The organism is Streptomyces enissocaesilis, assembly GCF_039533765.1.
GTDB lineage: Bacteria > Actinomycetota > Actinomycetes > Streptomycetales > Streptomycetaceae > Streptomyces > Streptomyces enissocaesilis.
In genome coordinates this window covers 86,693-103,287 of the sequence record NZ_BAAAUD010000047.1, presented here as the reverse complement: position 1 = coordinate 103,287, position 16,595 = coordinate 86,693, and the positions used below count along the sequence as shown (strand labels likewise).

General features: G+C 73.4%; 14 protein-coding genes. 9 read left to right on the top strand and 5 right to left on the bottom strand.

Annotated elements, in window-relative coordinates:
- The first annotated feature begins 86 nt into the window (after positions 1-86).
- From ABD374_RS22900 to ABD374_RS22890, 3 genes are all read left to right on the top strand, one after another.
- Entirely contained in the window at positions 87-932 is an 846-nt protein-coding gene (locus ABD374_RS22900) for a DegV family protein (protein ID WP_344497474.1), read from the top strand.
- Between the two features lie 597 nt (positions 933-1,529).
- On the top strand, positions 1,530-2,270 hold the full coding sequence (locus ABD374_RS34695) for a ComEA family DNA-binding protein (protein ID WP_425577311.1): 741 nt from the start codon (positions 1,530-1,532) through the stop codon (positions 2,268-2,270).
- Positions 2,267-4,780, top strand: a complete 2,514-nt coding sequence (locus ABD374_RS22890; RefSeq protein WP_344497472.1) for a ComEC/Rec2 family competence protein — start codon at positions 2,267-2,269, stop codon at positions 4,778-4,780. The genes ABD374_RS34695 and ABD374_RS22890 overlap by 4 nt, the downstream gene beginning before the upstream one ends.
- A 9-nt stretch (positions 4,781-4,789) precedes the next feature.
- On the opposite strand, the gene ABD374_RS22885 is transcribed toward ABD374_RS22890, so the two are convergent.
- Positions 4,790-4,975, bottom strand: coding sequence for a hypothetical protein (locus tag ABD374_RS22885; protein ID WP_344497471.1), 186 nt, complete (start codon positions 4,973-4,975; stop codon positions 4,790-4,792).
- 116 nt (positions 4,976-5,091) lie between these two features.
- Here ABD374_RS22885 and ABD374_RS34690 point away from each other — a divergent pair, with 116 nt between their 5' ends.
- Positions 5,092-5,235: a hypothetical protein gene (locus ABD374_RS34690; protein WP_425577310.1), complete on the top strand. Its 144-nt coding sequence runs from the start codon at positions 5,092-5,094 to the stop codon at positions 5,233-5,235.
- A gap of 94 nt (positions 5,236-5,329) precedes the next feature.
- Here the strand turns inward: ABD374_RS34690 and ABD374_RS22875 are convergent, their stop codons facing one another.
- The gene (locus ABD374_RS22875) at positions 5,330-5,575 is read right to left on the bottom strand and encodes a hypothetical protein (RefSeq protein WP_344497470.1); all 246 of its coding nucleotides are present in this window, start codon (positions 5,573-5,575) and stop codon (positions 5,330-5,332) included.
- Positions 5,576-5,632: 57 nt separating this feature from the next.
- On the opposite strand from ABD374_RS22875, the gene holA reads away from it, so the two are divergent.
- Positions 5,633-6,616: a DNA polymerase III subunit delta gene (gene holA / locus ABD374_RS22870; protein ID WP_344497469.1), complete on the top strand. Its 984-nt coding sequence runs from the start codon at positions 5,633-5,635 to the stop codon at positions 6,614-6,616.
- 277 nt (positions 6,617-6,893) lie between these two features.
- Here holA and rpsT read toward each other — a convergent pair whose 3' ends face one another.
- Positions 6,894-7,160 (bottom strand): 30S ribosomal protein S20, encoded by a 267-nt coding sequence (rpsT, locus tag ABD374_RS22865; protein ID WP_093800898.1) that lies wholly within the window; start codon positions 7,158-7,160, stop codon positions 6,894-6,896.
- A 193-nt stretch (positions 7,161-7,353) separates the two neighbouring features.
- Between rpsT and lepA the strand changes: the two genes are divergently transcribed.
- The 4 genes from lepA (at position 7,354) to hemW (ending at position 14,741) form a co-directional block, all read left to right on the top strand.
- Positions 7,354-9,219, top strand: a complete 1,866-nt coding sequence (gene lepA / locus ABD374_RS22860; RefSeq protein ID WP_344497468.1) for a translation elongation factor 4 — start codon at positions 7,354-7,356, stop codon at positions 9,217-9,219.
- 246 nt (positions 9,220-9,465) lie between these two features.
- Complete coding sequence (locus ABD374_RS22855; protein ID WP_344497467.1) at positions 9,466-11,355, top strand: AMP-dependent synthetase/ligase; 1,890 nt, start codon at positions 9,466-9,468, stop codon at positions 11,353-11,355.
- A gap of 172 nt (positions 11,356-11,527) precedes the next feature.
- Entirely contained in the window at positions 11,528-13,486 is a 1,959-nt protein-coding gene (locus ABD374_RS22850) for a SpoIIE family protein phosphatase (RefSeq protein WP_425577308.1), read from the top strand.
- A gap of 22 nt (positions 13,487-13,508) precedes the next feature.
- Entirely contained in the window at positions 13,509-14,741 is a 1,233-nt protein-coding gene (gene hemW, locus ABD374_RS22845; protein ID WP_344497466.1) for a radical SAM family heme chaperone HemW, read from the top strand.
- A gap of 206 nt (positions 14,742-14,947) precedes the next feature.
- Here hemW and ABD374_RS22840 read toward each other — a convergent pair whose 3' ends face one another.
- Together ABD374_RS22840 and ABD374_RS22835 are read right to left on the bottom strand one after the other, a co-directional pair.
- Positions 14,948-15,790, bottom strand: coding sequence for a DUF3097 domain-containing protein (locus tag ABD374_RS22840; protein ID WP_344497465.1), 843 nt, complete (start codon positions 15,788-15,790; stop codon positions 14,948-14,950).
- 40 nt (positions 15,791-15,830) lie between these two features.
- Positions 15,831-16,571, bottom strand: coding sequence for an MBL fold metallo-hydrolase (locus ABD374_RS22835; RefSeq protein ID WP_344497464.1), 741 nt, complete (start codon positions 16,569-16,571; stop codon positions 15,831-15,833).
- Between the last annotated feature and the right edge of the window lie 24 nt (positions 16,572-16,595).

Below are 16,595 nucleotides of genomic sequence, written 5' to 3'. Positions count from 1 at the left end.
AACTGAACGGAACTGAACGGACCGGAACGGATCATCGGCGGGGCCGGACTGCCGCCGGGCGCCCCCGCCGGGGTAACCTCCCGCTCATGTCCCGCCATGTCGCGATCGTCACCGATTCAACGGCCTACCTGCCGCAGCAGACGATGGAGCGGCACGGCATCACCGCGGTGCCGCTGACCGTCGTCATCGGCGACCGGGCCCTTGAGGAGGGCACCGAGATCTCGGCCCGCTCACTGGCCCTGGCGCTCCAGAAACGCCGGTCCGTGACGACGTCGAGGCCGAGCCCCGAGGTCTTCGCCGCGGCCTACCGCGCGGCTGCGGAGGCCGGCGCGACCGGGATCGTGTCGCTGCACCTGTCCTCCGAGTTCTCCGGTACGTACGATGCGGCCGAGCTCGCCGCGCGGGATGCCCCGGTGCCGGTGCGGGTGGTGGACACCGGGATGGTCGCGATGGCCCTGGGTTTCTGCGCGCTGTCGGCGGCGGAGGCCGCCGACGCCGGTGGCACGGTGGACGAGGCGGTGGCCGCGGCGGAGAAGCGTGCGGCGGGCACGTCGGCCTACTTCTACGTGGACACGCTGGACTACCTGCGCCGCGGCGGCCGCATCGGCGCGGCGCAGGCGCTGCTGGGGTCGGCGCTCGCCGTGAAGCCGCTGCTGGAGCTGGACGGCGGCCGTATCGAGATGCTGGAGAAGGTACGTACGGCGTCCAAGGCGATCGCCCGGCTGGAGGAGATCGTGGCCGAACGGGCGCAGGCGCGCAGTGTGGACATCGCGGTGCACCACCTGGCGGCCCCCGAGCGGGCCGAACGGCTGGCGGGGCGGCTGCGCGACCGGCTTCCCGGGCTGGCGGAGCTGCATGTCAGCGAGGTGGGCGCGGTGATCGGCGCGCATACGGGGCCCGGCCTGCTGGGGGTCGTGGTCTCGCCCCACTGACGTTCCCCCGTCTCCTCTGTGGTCCCGTGAAACTGCGGATCCGTGAGGCGGAGCTGTGGTTCCGCGAACTGTGGCCCCGCGGGGTGGCCGGGATATCCACAACCGGCGAGTTCTCCACGGGAATCGGCCGTGATCGGCGGCGTCGGGCGGATGTGCCTACCGTCTCGTGGCATGGCTCTCCGATCACACTCCGCAACCAGTGGACCAGGCCGCGCTCCGGCCTCCGACCCCCGGTCGTCCGACGCCCGGTCGTCCGGCGTCCGGGCGCGCCACGGGCACGGCCGCGGCGGGCGCCGCTTGCGCCGCCGGGTTCCTGAATCCGTCCGGTCCACGGCGCTGCGCCGCCGAGCGGAGGCGCTCCTGGCGCCCGCACCGCGACCGGTGCGGCCAGTGGGCCGCGGCCTTGGACCGCCCGGGCCGGAACCGCTGGCCCGGCAGACCGGCGGCCCGGCGGCGACGGATGGTCCGGCCCCGCGACCGTCCCGGCGCCCGTCCGCGCCCATGGGCCCGTCCGTCCCCACGCGTCCGTCCGCGCCCGCCACCGGGGCGAGCACGGCTGCTGCAGCACCGGACGGCGGGGCCGCTGGTGGCATGGGCATGAGCCTGGGTGGGGGCGTGGGCACGAGGGTGGGGCGGGTCCGGTCGGCCGTGCGGGAGCGGCTGCCCGTCTGGGTGCAGTCGCGGTGCGGGCTCGAACCCAGGACGCTGGCCGCGCTGGCCGTTGTTCTTGTCGTGGCCGCTGTCCTCGCCGCCCAGCATTTCTGGACCGGGCGGCCACAGTCCGTGCAGCCCCCCGAGGTGGTGGGCGAGGGACCGGCCGCGGCGCGGCCCGAACCGTCACCGTCGCCGGGGCCGCCCCCGACGGCGACCGCCGACGGGCCGGGACCGGTGCCCGGCGAGGGGCGCATTGTCATCGACGTCAGCGGCAGGGTACGGCAGCCGGGCATCCACCGACTGCCGGCCGGATCGCGGGTCGCCGACGCGCTGCGGGCCGCGGGTGGCGTCAAGGCGGGCGCGGACACCGTGGGACTCAACCGCGCGCGCCTGCTCATGGACGGCGAGCAGGTGGTGGTGGGAGTCCCCGCACCGGCCGGGGCCGCCGGGCCGGCTGCCGGCGGCGGCGCTCCGGCGTCCGGCCGGGCAGCGGCTCCGATCGGCCTCGGCTCCGCCACCGCCGAGCAGTTGGAGACGCTGCCCGGAGTGGGACCGGTGCTGGCGCAGCACATCATCGACTACCGGACCGAGCACGGCGGATTCCGTTCCGTCGACGAGCTTCGCGAGGTGAAGGGGATCGGCGACCGCCGGTTCGCGGACCTCCGGCCGCTCGTACGGCCGTGACACGCCCGGCGGTTCACGCCGCGTCCGGGCACCGGCTGGGCGCGTCCGACCCCTGGCAGGAGGGGCCCGCGGATCTGCGGCTGGTGCCGCCCGCGCTGGCCGCGTGGGTGGCGGCCGCCGTGGCCGTGGGGGTCTCGGGACGCCGGGCGGCCGGGTTCGCGGTGGGGTGCGTGGTCGTGGCGGCCGGGCTGCTGGTGGTCCGGGCATCGCGGGAGGAGCGCGACGCCGGGGTACGGCGCGGGCTGAGCATCACGGCCGTCGCCGCCGTGCTGCTGTGCGCGGCAGCGGGCGCCGTCTCGGGCGGGCTGCACGCGGCCGACCTCCACCGTGGCCCCGTGCCGGCCCTGGCGCGCCAGTACGCGCAGGTCACGGTGGAGCTGACGGTCACCTCGGACGCGCGCACGACCCGGCCCCGGGTGCACGGCGACCACACGATGCCGAGGTCGGTCGTACTCAACGCCGACATCACCCGCGTCACCCCCGTCAACCGCGCCGCCGGCCCGGACCGGGCGACGGCCGCCGTGCGTACGCCGGTCCTGGTGGTCGCACCGGCCCGGGACCCGGCGTCCCGGTGGCAACGGCTGCTGCCGTCCACCGGGCTGCGGCTCACGGCGCGGCTCGCGCCCCCGACGGGCGGCGGGGACCGCGTCGCCGCGGTGCTGCGCGTACCGGACGGCAGGTCACCGCAGACCGTACGCCCGCCGACCGCCGTGCAGCGCACCGCCGGTGGACTCAGGGCCGGACTGCGCGAGGCGACCGAAGGGCTCGCCCCGGACGCGCGGGCGCTCCTGCCGGGCCTGGTCGTCGGCGACACCTCCAGGGTGGGGCCCGAGCTGCACGAGGCGTTCGAGGCCACCGACCTCACGCACCTCCTCGCCGTGTCCGGAAGCAACCTCACGATCGTCCTGATCCTGCTGATCGGCCCGCCCGGCAAGGCCCTGCGCGCCGAACGGGGAGGACTCGCCCCGCGCCTCGGCATCTCCCTGCGGACGACCGCGCTGCTCGGCGGGGCGCTCACGCTCGCCTTCGTCGTGGTGTGCAGGCCCGAGCCGAGCGTGCTGCGGGCCGCGGCCTGCGGGCTCGTCACACTGCTCGCCATCGGCACGGGGCGCCGCAGGCAGCTGATCCCCGCTCTCGCCGCCGCCGTCCTGCTGCTCGTCCTGTACGACCCGTGGCTGGCCCGCAGTTACGGATTCCTGCTCTCCGTACTGGCCACGGGCGCCCTCCTCACCGTCGGGCCGCGCTGGAGCGCCGCGCTGCAACGGCGCGGCATGCCCCCCAGGCTCGCGGAGGTGCTGGCCGCGGCCGTGGCGGCCCAGGCGGTGTGCGCACCCGTCGTCGCGATGATGGCGGCCAGGGTGAGCCTGGTGGCGATCCCCTGCAACCTGCTCGCCGAGTTCGCGGTGGCCCCCGCGACGGTGCTCGGCTTCGCGGCCCTGGCGGTGGCTCCGGTGGCGATGCCCGCCGCCGAACTGCTGGCCCGGTGCGCCGCGTGGCCGGCCGGGTGGATCGCCTCCGTCGCCCGCGCCGGAGCCGCGCTTCCGGGCGCGGAGGCCGACTGGCCGGACGGCTGGCGCGGCGGGCTGCTGCTGGCGGTCGTGACCGCCGTCGCCGTGTTCGCCGCCCGCAGGGTCCTGCGCCACCCGTGGCTGAGCGCGGGCCTCGTGCTGCTCCTGGTGCTCGCGATCCTGCGGCCCTCGCCACTCACCAGAATCGTCACCGGCTGGCCACCGCCGGGCTGGAAGTTCGCGATGTGCGACATCGGACAGGGAGACGCCTCCGTCCTGGCGGCGGGCGAAGGGACGGCCGTGGTCGTGGACGCGGGACCGGACCCGCGGCGCGTCGACCGCTGCCTGCGCGCACTCGGCGTCACCCGCGTCCCGCTCGTCCTGCTCACCCACTTCCACGCGGACCACGTGGCGGGGCTGCCGGGCGTGCTGCGCGGCCGGTCGGTGGGCGAGATCCGGACGACGTCGCTCCAGGAGCCCCGGGAACAGAGCGCGTTCGTCCGCAGGACGGCCGCCGCCGCAGGGGTGCCGCTCCTCCTCACCGGCCCGGGGGAGCGGCGCCGGGTCGGACCGCTGTCCTGGCGGACGCTGTGGCCGCGTCCCTTCCCGGCCGCCCTTGCCCCCGAAGAGCCGAACGACGCCAGCGTCACGCTCCTCGCCCGCTCCGGCCACCTCACCCTGCTCCTCCTGGGCGACCTCGAGCCCCCTGCCCAGCAAGGTCTGCTGAGGGCCCATCCGACGCTCCCACCGGTGGACGTCCTGAAAGTCGCCCACCACGGCTCGGCCTACCAGGACCCCGCCCTGCTCGCCCGTGTCCGCCCCCGGCTCGCCCTGGTGTCCTGCGGCCGCGACAACCCGTACGGCCACCCTTCGTCCCGTACGCTCACCGCGCTCCGCACCGGCGGCGCCGCGGTGCTGCGCACGGACACCGACGGGTCGATCGCGGTGACCGGTTCGGGCCCCGGCCTGCGTGCGGTGCCGGCAGGCCCGGACGCCGTATAGGGACACGCGTCAGACGAGCCAGCGGCCCTCGCGCATCAGTTCGCGCTCGGCCAGCTCGTTCTCCTCGCGCCATACCTTCACGGCGCGTGGTGTGACGCAGAAATGGACCCAGGGCTTCCGGTTGCGCGGGTCCCAGCCGTTCAGCTTCGCGGCGAAGGCGTCGGCCGACTCCGGCGCCAGCTCCGTCCCTTCCACCGGTTCGGCAGCGCCCTCGATGCTCCCACTTCGCGCGCTCCCTCGTCTGCTCCCGCCGCACCGCCGACGGCCGGGGCCGGATCACCCTCACCGGCGGCAAGGACGGCGACCGCCTCGTGACGACCGTGGACGGCGAGCACACCGAACTGCCCCTCGCCACCGAGGCCGAGACCCTCGCCGCCTGCCGCGACCACTTCGGCATCACCCTCGACCGCGTCCCGCGGCCGAGCGGAACGAGCGACAGCGCCCCGGGCGTCTGACGGCGACCGCGCCGAGGATCCGGGAGAGAAGAGCGGGAAGCGGGAGGCCGGGAGCAGGGAGCGGCAAGCAGGGAGGAGGGAGCGGAAAGCAGGGCTAAGGGCGCTCCAGCCATCCTTCGTACTCGCCGGCCAGCGCGTGCAGCTCCCCGGTGTCGAGCCTGCCGTCCGGGTCCTCCACCACGACCAGCCACTGCGCGTCCTCGGCATCGTCCTCGCCGGCCAGCGCGTCCCGTACGAGCTGCGGTTCCTCAACGGCTCCGAAGCGCTCGCAGACCTCCACGGCCACCTCCTCCGCGGCATCCCGGTCGGGCAGCACCAGTACGTGTCTCACATCGCTCACCTGCCCATTCTCCAACACGGACGGGGCTGTCAGCGGGGCATGGGATGCTGGACCACGATGGCCACCAGGAAGAATTCGACCGACGACCCGCTCGCCCCCGTGACCCTCGCCGTGGGGCAGGAGGACCTGCTGCTCGACCGCGCCGTGCAGCAGGTGGTGGCGGCCGCCCGCGCCGCCGACGCCGACACCGACGTACGCGACCTCACGCCCGACCAGCTCCAGCCCGGCACCCTCGCCGAGCTGACGAGCCCCTCGCTCTTCGCCGAGCGCAAGGTGGTCGTCGTGCGCGGCGCGCAGGACCTCTCCGCCGACACGGTCAAGGACGTGAAGTCCTACCTCGAAGCCCCAGCCGAGGAGATCACGCTCGTACTGCTCCACGCGGGCGGAGCCAAGGGCAAGGGGCTGCTCGACGCCGCCCGCAAGGCGGGGGCCCGCGAGGTCGCCTGCCCCAAGACCACCAAGGCCGCCGAGCGCCTGTCGTTCGTACGGTCCGAATTCCGCGTGCTGGGCCGCTCCGCGACCCCCGAGGCGGGCCAGGCCCTGGTCGACTCCATCGGCAGCGACCTGCGCGAGCTGGCCAGTGCCGTCGCCCAGCTGTGCGCGGACGTCGAGGGGACCATCGACGAGGCCGTGGTCGGGCGGTACTACACGGGCCGCGCCGAGGCCTCCAGCTTCACGGTCGCCGACCGCGCCGTGGAGGGCCGGGCGGCCGAGGCCCTGGAGGCCCTGCGCTGGTCGCTGTCCACCGGCGTCGCCCCCGTCCTGATCACCAGCGCCCTCGCCCAGGGCGTACGGGCCATCGGCAAGCTGTCCTCCGCCCGCGGCGGCCGCCCCGCCGACCTCGCCCGCGAGCTCGGCATGCCCCCGTGGAAGATCGACCGGGTACGGCAGCAGATGCGCGGCTGGACGCCGGACGGCGTGGCCCTCGCGCTGCGGGCCGTCGCCGAGGCCGACGCCGGCGTCAAGGGCGGCGGCGACGATCCGGAGTACGCGCTGGAGAAGGCGGTCGTCACCGTCGCCCGCGCCGCCCGCCACAGGTAGCGGTGTGACAGCGGCGGCGCAAGCGGCGCAACAGCAGAACAGCGGCGTGAGGCGTGAACAGCAGCACGAAGGCCGCGGCCGCCCGTCCTCGGAAGGACGGGCGGCCGGGGCCGACGCGAGAAGCCCTGAAGCCTGTCAAAGCTTTGATGCGCCGCACCCGCGTGGCGAACGCAGGCCGCGTGCGGCGCGAGGTCGCCGGATCAGGAGCGGAAGAGAGGGCCCGCTGAGTCCCTACCGGCGGTCGTGCGGGTCATACAAGGGTCGTACAAGCGAATGCTCAGCCCTGCAGGGAGGCAACCTTGTGCGCCAGCGCCGACTTCTTGTTGGCGGCGGCGTTCTTGTGGATGACTCCCTTGGAGACTGCCTTGTCGAGCTTGCGGGAAGCCTCGCGGACGGCCACGGTGGCCTTCTCGAGGTCACCGGCGGTGACAGCCTCGCGGGCCTTGCGGATCGACGTCTTGAGCGCAGACTTGACGGCCTTGTTGCGCAGGCGCGCCTTCTCGTTCGTCTTGTTCCGCTTGATCTGGGACTTGATGTTCGCCACGAAAGAGCCTCTACAGGTTCGTTGGATCTTCGATGAGTGCCCCGCCGACCGGAGAGCTACTCCGAGGCTTGTGAGACACAGCTGCTCAGCGTACCAGCGGCCCGCCGGGCGGCCCAAACCGAGCCCCGCCCGCCGTCCGTGGGACCATGGAAGCTACGTATCGATCCAACATCGCCCCGAGACGAGACCCTGCGTGCCCGCGACTCCTACCCACGTGCCCGAGCCGAGCCGTACCGACCCGGCGCTGATCCGCAACTTCTGCATCATCGCGCACATCGACCACGGCAAGTCCACGCTCGCCGACCGGATGCTCCAGCTGACCGGTGTGGTCGACCAGCGGCAGATGCGTGCTCAGTATCTCGACCGGATGGACATCGAGCGCGAGCGCGGCATCACGATCAAGTCCCAGGCGGTCCGGCTGCCCTGGGCGCCCAACGAGGGTCCGGACGTGGGCACGACCCACATCCTGAACATGATCGACACCCCGGGCCACGTGGACTTCACGTACGAGGTCTCGCGCTCGCTCGCCGCGTGCGAGGGCACGGTGCTCCTCGTCGACGCCGCCCAGGGCATCGAGGCGCAGACCCTCGCCAACCTCTACCTGGCGATGGAGAACAACCTCACCATCGTCCCGGTGCTCAACAAGATCGACCTGCCGGCCGCCCAGCCGGAGAAGTTCTCCGAGGAGCTGGCGAACCTCATCGGCTGCCAGCCCGAGGACGTGCTGAAGGTCTCCGCGAAGACCGGCCTCGGCGTGGACGCGCTGCTGGACCGCGTCGTCCGCGACATCCCGGCCCCGGTCGGCGACGCCGACGCGCCCGCCCGCGCGATGATCTTCGACTCGGTGTACGACTCGTACCGCGGCGTCGTCACCTACGTACGTGTCATCGACGGCGGGCTCAACAAGCGCGAGCGCATCCGGATGATGTCCACCAACGCGACCCACGAGCTGCTGGAGATCGGCGTCTCCTCCCCCGAGATGACGCCGTCCGACGGCATCGGCGTCGGCGAGGTCGGCTACATCATCACCGGTGTGAAGGACGTCCGTCAGTCCAAGGTCGGTGACACGATCACCTCCCTGCACAAGGGCGCCACCGAGGCCCTCGGCGGCTACAAGGACCCGAAGCCGATGGTCTTCTCGGGCCTGTATCCGCTGGACGGCTCCGAGTACCCCGACCTGCGCGAGGCCCTCGACAAGCTCCAGCTCAACGACGCCGCCCTGGTGTACGAGCCGGAGACCTCCGCGGCGCTCGGCTTCGGCTTCCGCGTCGGCTTCCTCGGCCTCCTGCACCTCGACGTGATCCGCGAGCGCCTGGAGCGCGAGTTCGGGCTCGACCTGATCGCCACCGCGCCCAACGTGGTCTACCGCGTCGTCATGGAGGACGGCAAGGAGCACACGGTCACCAACCCGAGCGAGTTCCCCGAGGGCAAGATCTCGGACGTCCACGAGCCGGTCGTACGCGCCACGATCCTCGCCCCGAGCGAGTTCATCGGCGCCATCATGGAGCTCTGCCAGACCCGCCGCGGCACGCTGCTGGGCATGGACTACCTCTCCGAGGACCGCGTCGAGATCCGCTACACCCTGCCGCTCGCGGAGATCGTCTTCGACTTCTTCGACCAGCTGAAGTCCAAGACGCGCGGTTACGCCTCCCTCGACTACGAGCCCACCGGCGAGCAGGCCGCGTCCCTCGTCAAGGTCGACATCCTGCTGCACGGCGACCGGGTCGACGCCTTCTCCGCCGTCACGCACAAGGACGCGGCGTACGCGTACGGCGTGCGGCTCGTCGCCAAGCTGCGCGAGCTCATCCCGCGCCAGGCCTTCGAGATCCCCATCCAGGCCGCCATCGGCTCCCGGGTCATCGCCCGCGAGACCATCCGCGCCATCCGCAAGGACGTCCTCGCCAAGTGCTACGGCGGCGACATCTCCCGTAAGCGCAAGCTGCTGGAGAAGCAGAAGGAAGGCAAGAAGCGGATGAAGATGGTCGGCAGCGTGGAAGTCCCGCAGGAGGCCTTCATCGCGGTGCTGTCCAGCGACGACTCCGGCGGCAAGAAGAAGTAGCGGCAGCCCCGGCACCAGCGGCGGTCAGTACGCCGGCAGCACGCGAAAGCGCCCCTCCGCACCCCGGAGGGGCGCTTTCGCGCGTGGTGGACGGCGGCGGCGCGGCCGGTCCGTTCCGTTATGAAGCCGCGCGCCACATCCTCTTACGCCCCGGGCCCGTGCGCTTTACTCTGATCACCACTCGAAGGTTACTCGCCAGTTAAACACCAGCCAGTCGTGCAGCATGCCGCAGGCCCGGAGGACGTCGTGAGCGATACACAGACCTTGATCGAGAACCGGCCGCCGTCGGTGGCGGCCCTCTTCGTTGAGCGCGTAACAGCCACGCCCGATGCCGAGGCCTACCGCTACCCCGTACCGGCCGCGCCGGGGCAGGGGGCCGACGCCTGGAAGTCGCTGAGCTGGGAACAGGCGGCCGGGCGCGTGTACGCCGTCGCCGCAGGTCTGATCGACCTCGGCGTGCAGCCGGAGGAACGGGTCGCGCTCGCCTCCAACACCCGGGTCGAGTGGATCCTCGCCGACCTCGGCGTGATGTGCGCCGGCGCCGCGACGACCACGGTCTACCCGTCCACCAACGCCGAGGAGTCCGCCTACATCCTGGCCGACTCCGAGAGCCGGGTGCTCATCGCGGAGGACGCGTCGCAGCTCGCCAAGGCACGGGAGCGCCGGGCCGACCTGCCGAACCTCGCCCACGTCGTCGTCATCGACGCCGAGGGCGTCGAGCCGGCCGAGGGCGATCCCGAGGGATGGGTGCTCACGCTGGCCGACCTGGAGGCGCGCGGGGTGGCCCATCTGGAGAAGCACCCGCAGGCCGTCACCGAGCGGGTCGACGCCATCACCGCCGACCAGCTCGCGACGCTGATCTACACCTCGGGGACCACGGGCCGGCCCAAGGGCGTACGGCTGCCGCACGACTGCTGGTCGTACATGGCGAAGGCCATTCCGGCGACCGGCCTGATCAGCCAGGAGGACGTGCAGTACCTCTGGCTGCCGCTCGCGCACGTCTTCGGCAAGGTGCTGACCTCCGGACAGATCGCGGTCGGGCACGTCACCGCCGTGGACGGCCGGGTCGACAAGATCATCGAGAATCTGCCGGTGGTCCAGCCGACGTACATGGCCGCCGTGCCCCGGATCTTCGAGAAGGTCTACAACGGCGTCGCGGCCAAGGCGCGGGCCGGCGGCGGCGCGAAGTACAAGATCTTCCAGTGGGCGGCGGAGGTCGCCCGCGAGTACGCCAAGGTCACCCAGGACAACTTCCGGCGTACGGGCACGGCCTCCGCGCCCTTCGCCCTGTCCGCCAAGCACAAGGCCGCCGACGCGCTCGTCTACTCCAAGATCCGCGAGGCCTTCGGCGGCCGGCTGCGCGCCTGCATCTCCGGTTCCGCCGCGCTCGCGCCCGACATCGGCTTCTTCTTCTCCGGCGCCGGGATCCACATCCTGGAGGGGTACGGGCTCACCGAGTCCAGTGCCGCCTCCTTCGTGAACCCCGGTGAGGCGTACCGCACCGGCACCGTCGGCAAGCCGCTCCCCGGCACCGAGGTGCGCATCGCGGACGACGGCGAGATCCTGCTGCGCGGCCCCGGCATCATGCAGGGCTACCACGGGCTGCCGGAGAAGACCGCCGAGGTGCTGGAGTCGGACGGCTGGTTCCACACCGGCGACATCGGCGAGCTCTCGGTGGACGGCTACCTGCGCATCACGGACCGCAAGAAGGACCTGATCAAGACGTCGGGCGGCAAGTACATCGCGCCGGCCGAGGTCGAGGGCCGGTTCAAGGCGGTGTGCCCGTTCGTCTCCAACATCCTGGTGCACGGCGCGGACCGGAACTTCTGCACCGCGCTGATCGCGCTCGACGAGCCGACGATCCTCGGCTGGGCCGGGGAGAACGGCATGGAGGGCAGGTCGTACGCCGAAGTCGTCGCCTCCCGGAAGACCGAGGAACTGATCGAGGGCTATGTGGAGCGGCTCAACGAAGGGTTGCAGCGCTGGCAGACGATCAGGAAGTTCCGTCTGCTGCCGCGCGACCTGGACATCGAGCACGGCGAGCTGACGCCGAGTCTCAAGCTCAAGAGGCCGGTCGTGGAGCGCGAGTACAAGGACCTGATCGAAGAGATGTACGCGGGGTCGCGCGAGGCATAGCCGACAACGGCAGCGGTACGGCAGCGGGGCGCGCGGGCGGAGCCGGTCACGGCACCGCCCGCGCCCTTCCGTGCACCCACTTCGGTGACTCCGCGCTTATGGACGGCATCGGTCTGTCACTCTGTTCCATGGCGCCGGGGGCGTCATCACAGAACCGACGGGGAGCCGCACTGTGGGGTCCATTCCGAGACAGCGGGAGACCACCTACCGCTCGACGCACCTTCCGGGCAGCCTGCCCGACGCGCGCTCGGTCGCCTGGACGAGCCTGCCCGGGAACCCGCTCGCGCCGGCCGCCGCCCGGCGGTTCGTCCGGGCCGCGCTCGCCGAGTGGACCGGACTCGGGCTGCCGGCCGCCGACGGCTTCACCGACCGGGTCGCCGACGACGCGGTGGTCCTCGTCAACGAACTGGTGACCAACGCGGTCGTCCACGCGGGCACCAACGTCGAGCTGGTGTGCCACCTGGAGGAGGCGACGGACGAGGATCCCGCCGCGCTGGTCGTCGAGGTCTCCGACCACCACCCCGCCCGCGTCGTGCACAACGATCCCGCGGTCCGGCCCGGTCCGTCCGGGCCGGGCGGCCAGGAGTTCGGGCGCGGCCTGCACCTCGTCGCCGCCCTCTCCGCGTGCTGGGGCGTCACCTACCGCACCGGCCTCAAGACCGTCTGGGCCCGGCTCGCCGTCGAGGGCGTGCACCCGGCCCTGCCCTCCGGACCGGCGGACGGCGCCGGCCAGGCGCTTCAGCGCGGGCTGCGCGCCGCCGAGATCCTGGCGCCCGTACCGCGGCGGACGGCGCGCGAGTACGACAGCGACTGGATCAACCGGGGCGCGCTCTCCTTCCTCGCCGAGGCGTCCGACCTGCTGACGGGCCAGTTCGACGAGGACATGATCGCGGCGCTCGCCGCGCAGCTCCTCGTGCCGAGGCTCGCGGACTGGTGCGCGGTGTGGCTGGAGGAGGAGGGTGCCGCGCCGCGGCTCGCCCGCGTCTGGCACCAGCGCGAGTGCAGCATCGAGGAACTGCGCAGGCGCGTCGAGAAGGAGCCGCCCCAGGCGCCCGGCTCCGTGCGCGGCGGACCGGTGCCCGTGCCGTGGCCCGCCCTGGACGGCGGCGACGGCGCCGCGGTCGCGTACCGGCTGATCGCGGGCGGACGCGGGCTCGGGACGCTGGTGCTGGGGCGGGCGGGGGTGGCCCGGATGCCGGACGAGGTGACCGGCCTCATCGAGGACTTCGTACGCCGGGTCGCCCTCGCCGTCGCCGCCGCCCGCCAGTACACCCGGCAGGCCACCATCAGCCGCGTCCTGCAACGGGCCCTGCTGCCGGGGCAGATGGCCGACATCCCGGGCGTCGCGAAGGCCCTCGTGTACGAGCCGCGCGGGCAGGGCGTCGCGGGCGGCGACTTCTACGACGTCTTCCCCGGCGCGAGCGGCAGCTGGTCCTTCTCGCTCGGCGACGTCCAGGGCAACGGGCCCGAGGCGGCGGTCGTCACCGGCCTCGTCAGGCCCTGGCTGCGGCTGCTCGCGCGCGAGGGCCGGGCGGTCGGCGAGGTCCTCGGCCGGCTCAACGGGCTGCTGCTCGACGACGCGGTCGAGACGGCGGAGGCCACCGCCAGACTGGCGGCGGCCGCAGCCGGGGCTCCCGGGGTCCCCGGGGCCGGGATCGCGGGAGCGGTCGGTGCCGGGGCGGCGGCCGGGCTGTGGGAAGCGCCGCAGCCGCGCTTCCTCTCGCTCCTGTACGGCGAGCTGGTGCCGTTCCCGGCCGAGGACGGCGGCGGGGCGCGCTGCACCCTCGCCTGCGCGGGGCACCCGCTGCCGCTCCTCCTGAGGCCCGACGGGAGCGTACGGCCCGCCGCCGCCTCCCAGATGCTGCTCGGGGTCGTCGACGGCGTCACGTACGAGAGCGAGACCTTCGTCCTGGAAGCGGGCGACACCCTGCTCTGCGTCACGGACGGCGTGACCGAGCGGCGCTCCGGGCAGCGCATGTTCGACGACGCGGACGGGCTGGCGACGGCGCTGGGGCGGTGCGTGGGGCTGAGCGCGCAGGGGGTCGCAGAAAGGATCATGCGCGAGGTGCACGACTTCTCGCCCACGCCGCCCGACGACGACCTGGCGCTGCTCGTCCTCCAGGCGATGTGACCGGAGCTGTGACAATGGGGGCATGCCTTCTGTACTGCCCGACGGTGAGCCCATGCCCGAAGACGGGGCGCTGCCACCGCACGCCCTGGCCGGCGCGGCCGAGCGGCCGCTCGGCTTCTACCTGCACGTTCCGTACTGCGCGACCCGCTGCGGCTACTGCGACTTCAACACCTACACGGCGACCGAGTTGCGCGGCTCGGGCGGTGCGCTGGCCTCGCGCGACAACTACGCGGACACCCTGGTGGAGGAGGTGCGCCTGGCCCGCAAGGTCCTCGGCGACGACCCCCGGCCGGTACGGACCGTCTTCGTGGGCGGGGGTACGCCGACGCTGCTGGCGGCCGGGGACCTCGTACGGATGCTGGGAGCGATCCGGGACGAGTTCGGGCTCGCGGACGACGCGGAGATCACGACGGAGGCCAACCCGGAGTCGGTGAACCCGCGCTATCTGGCGGAGCTGCGGGAGGGCGGCTTCAACCGGATCTCGTTCGGGATGCAGAGCGCGAAGCAGCACGTGCTGAAGATCCTGGACCGTACGCACACGCCCGGCCGGCCGGAGGCATGCGTCGCGGAGGCGCGGGCGGCGGGCTTCGCGCACGTGAACCTCGACCTGATCTACGGCACGCCGGGGGAGTCCGACGCGGACTGGCAGGCGTCGCTGGACGCGGCGATCGGAGCGGGACCCGACCACGTGAGCGCGTACGCGCTGATCGTGGAGGAGGGGACGCAGCTGGCGCGGCGGATCCGGCGGGGCGAGGTGCCGATGACCGACGACGACGTGCACGCCGACCGGTACCTGATGACGGAGTCCGCGCTGTCGGCGGCGGGCTTCGCGTGGTACGAGGTCTCGAACTGGGCCACTTCGGACGCGGCGCGGTGCCTGCACAACGAGCTGTACTGGCGCGGGGCGGACTGGTGGGGCGCGGGTCCGGGCGCGCACAGCCACGTGGGCGGGGTGCGGTGGTGGAACGTCAAGCACCCGGGCGCGTACGCGCAGGCACTGGGGGACGGGCGCTCGCCCGGAGCCGGGCGCGAGGTGCTCCCGGCGGAGGACCGGCGCGTGGAGCGCATCCTGCTGGAACTGCGGCTCGCGGACGGCTGCCCGCTGTCCCTGCTGGCCCCGGCGGGGCTGGCGGCGGCGGAGCGGGCGCTGGCGGACGGGCTGCTGGCGGACGGGCCGTTCACTGCGGGGCGGGCGGTTCTGACGCTGCGGGGGCGGCTGCTGGCGGACGCGGTGGTCCGGGACCTGGTGGACTGACCCCGGGGCACGGGGCGCGGGCCAGCTTGTGCGGAGCTGAGGCCCGGCACCCCGGCCGACCGGAGGGCGAGCGGGCCGGAAACCCCCGTTTACGCGGGGACGGAACCCTGCTGGGTCGAGTGGATGAGCCCATCGACGGAGCACCTCCGCGGATGCGGAGCCGACGGCCTGCTCGCTGCCATGACAGCGACTGGGAGCTCCCGCCGTTACCGTCCCTCGGGGGCGCCGACAGTGACGTGGTCGATCAAGTGCTCCACGGCACCCAGCAGCGCCGGCTCCAGGTCCCTGTACGAACGGACCGACGCCAGGATCCGCTGCCACGCCGCCCCCGTGTTCTCCGGCCAGCCCAGCGCCCGGCACACGCCCGTCTTCCAGTCCTGGCCCCGGGGGACCACCGGCCAGGCCCCGATGCCCACCGCGGACGGCTTCACCGCCTCCCACACGTCGATGTACGGGTGACCGACGACCAGCACGTCCGCGTCCGTGACCTGCGCCGCGATACGGGACTCCTTCGATCCCGGCACCAGGTGGTCGACCAGGACACCGAGCCGCGCGTCCGGGGCCGGGGCGAAGTCCGCGACGATCGCCGGGAGGTCGTCGATGCCCTCCAGATACTCGACGACCACACCCTCGATGCGCAGGTCGTCGCCCCAGACCCGCTCGACCAGCTCCGCGTCGTGGCGCCCCTCGACGTAGATCCGCCCGGCCCGCGCCACCCGCGCCCGCGCCCCCGGCACGGCCACCGAACCCGATGCCGTACGGGCGGGCCGGGCCGGGGCCGCGGAGGCGGGGGAGGGGCGCACCAGGGTGACGACGCGGCCCTCCAGGAGGAAGCCGCGCGGCTGCATCGGGAACACCCGGTGCTTCCCGAAGCGGTCCTCCAGGGTCACGACCGGCCCCTGCGCCGTCTTCTCGCACCGGATCACCGCACCGCAGAAACCGGTGGTGACCTCCTCCACGACAAGATCGGCCTCGGCGGGGACTTCGGGGACGGGGGCGGTCTTCTTCCACGGCGGGGTGAGATCGGGCCCGTACTGTCGACTGCGCATTCAGCCGACGATAGCGACAGCCGGGCGGTCCCGGCCCGCGTCACGACACGGCGAAACGGGCCGCCAGCGCGTCGCGCTGCGCGCGGACGTACGCCGCGTCCACCACCGCCCCGTGCCCCGGCACGTACATCGCGTCCTCGCCGCCCAGCGCGAGCAGCCGGTCCAGGGCCGCCGGCCAGTGGGAGGGGTGGGCGTCCGGGCCGGCCTGGGGAGTGCCCGACTCCTCCACCAGGTCGCCGCAGAAGACGACCTCGGGGCTGCCCGGCACCAGTACCACCAGATCGTGACCGCTGTGTCCGGGGCCGACGTTCGCCAGCAGCACCTGGCGGCCGCAGCCCAGGTCCAGCGTCCACTCGCCGCAGACCAGGTGGTGCGGCGCGACCAGGACGTCCGCCGCCTCCGCCGCCGCGCTCCGCTCGACCCCGTGCCGTACGGCGTCGTCCCGCACCGCGTCCCGGTCCCGCCGCAGCAGGTCGTCGACGCCGACCGCCCCGTACACCTCGGCTCCCGCGAACGCCGCCGTGCCCAGGACGTGGTCGAAGTGGGGGTGGGTGAGAGCGATGTGCGTCACTCTCCGGCCGGGGCCCAGAAGCCGCTGCGCCTGGGCACGGAGCTCCGCGCCCTCGCGCAGCGTCGACCCCGTGTCGACCAGCAGCGCGGAGCCGCCGCCCTCGCCGTCCCCGGTCACCAGGCCCACCGTCGCGTCCCAGACCGGCATGCGCCGCCGTCCCACCCCCGGTGCGAGCCGTTCCCAGCCTGCCTCTTCCCAACTGACGTCCATACCGTGACGCTAGTCCCATCCCGG

Excerpts from the sequence above, each read along its gene's own strand:
- hemW (WP_344497466.1), top strand. The coding sequence starts at position 13,509 with ATGCCTTCTGTACTGCCCGACGGTGAGCCCATGCCCGAAGACGGGGCG.
- ABD374_RS34695 (WP_425577311.1), top strand. The coding sequence starts at position 1,530 with ATGAGCCTGGGTGGGGGCGTGGGCACGAGGGTGGGGCGGGTCCGGTCG.
- holA (WP_344497469.1), top strand. The coding sequence starts at position 5,633 with ATGGCCACCAGGAAGAATTCGACCGACGACCCGCTCGCCCCCGTGACC.
- ABD374_RS22900 (WP_344497474.1), top strand. The coding sequence starts at position 87 with ATGTCCCGCCATGTCGCGATCGTCACCGATTCAACGGCCTACCTGCCG.
- ABD374_RS22835 (WP_344497464.1), bottom strand. The coding sequence starts at position 16,571 with ATGGACGTCAGTTGGGAAGAGGCAGGCTGGGAACGGCTCGCACCGGGG.
- ABD374_RS22840 (WP_344497465.1), bottom strand. The coding sequence starts at position 15,790 with ATGCGCAGTCGACAGTACGGGCCCGATCTCACCCCGCCGTGGAAGAAG.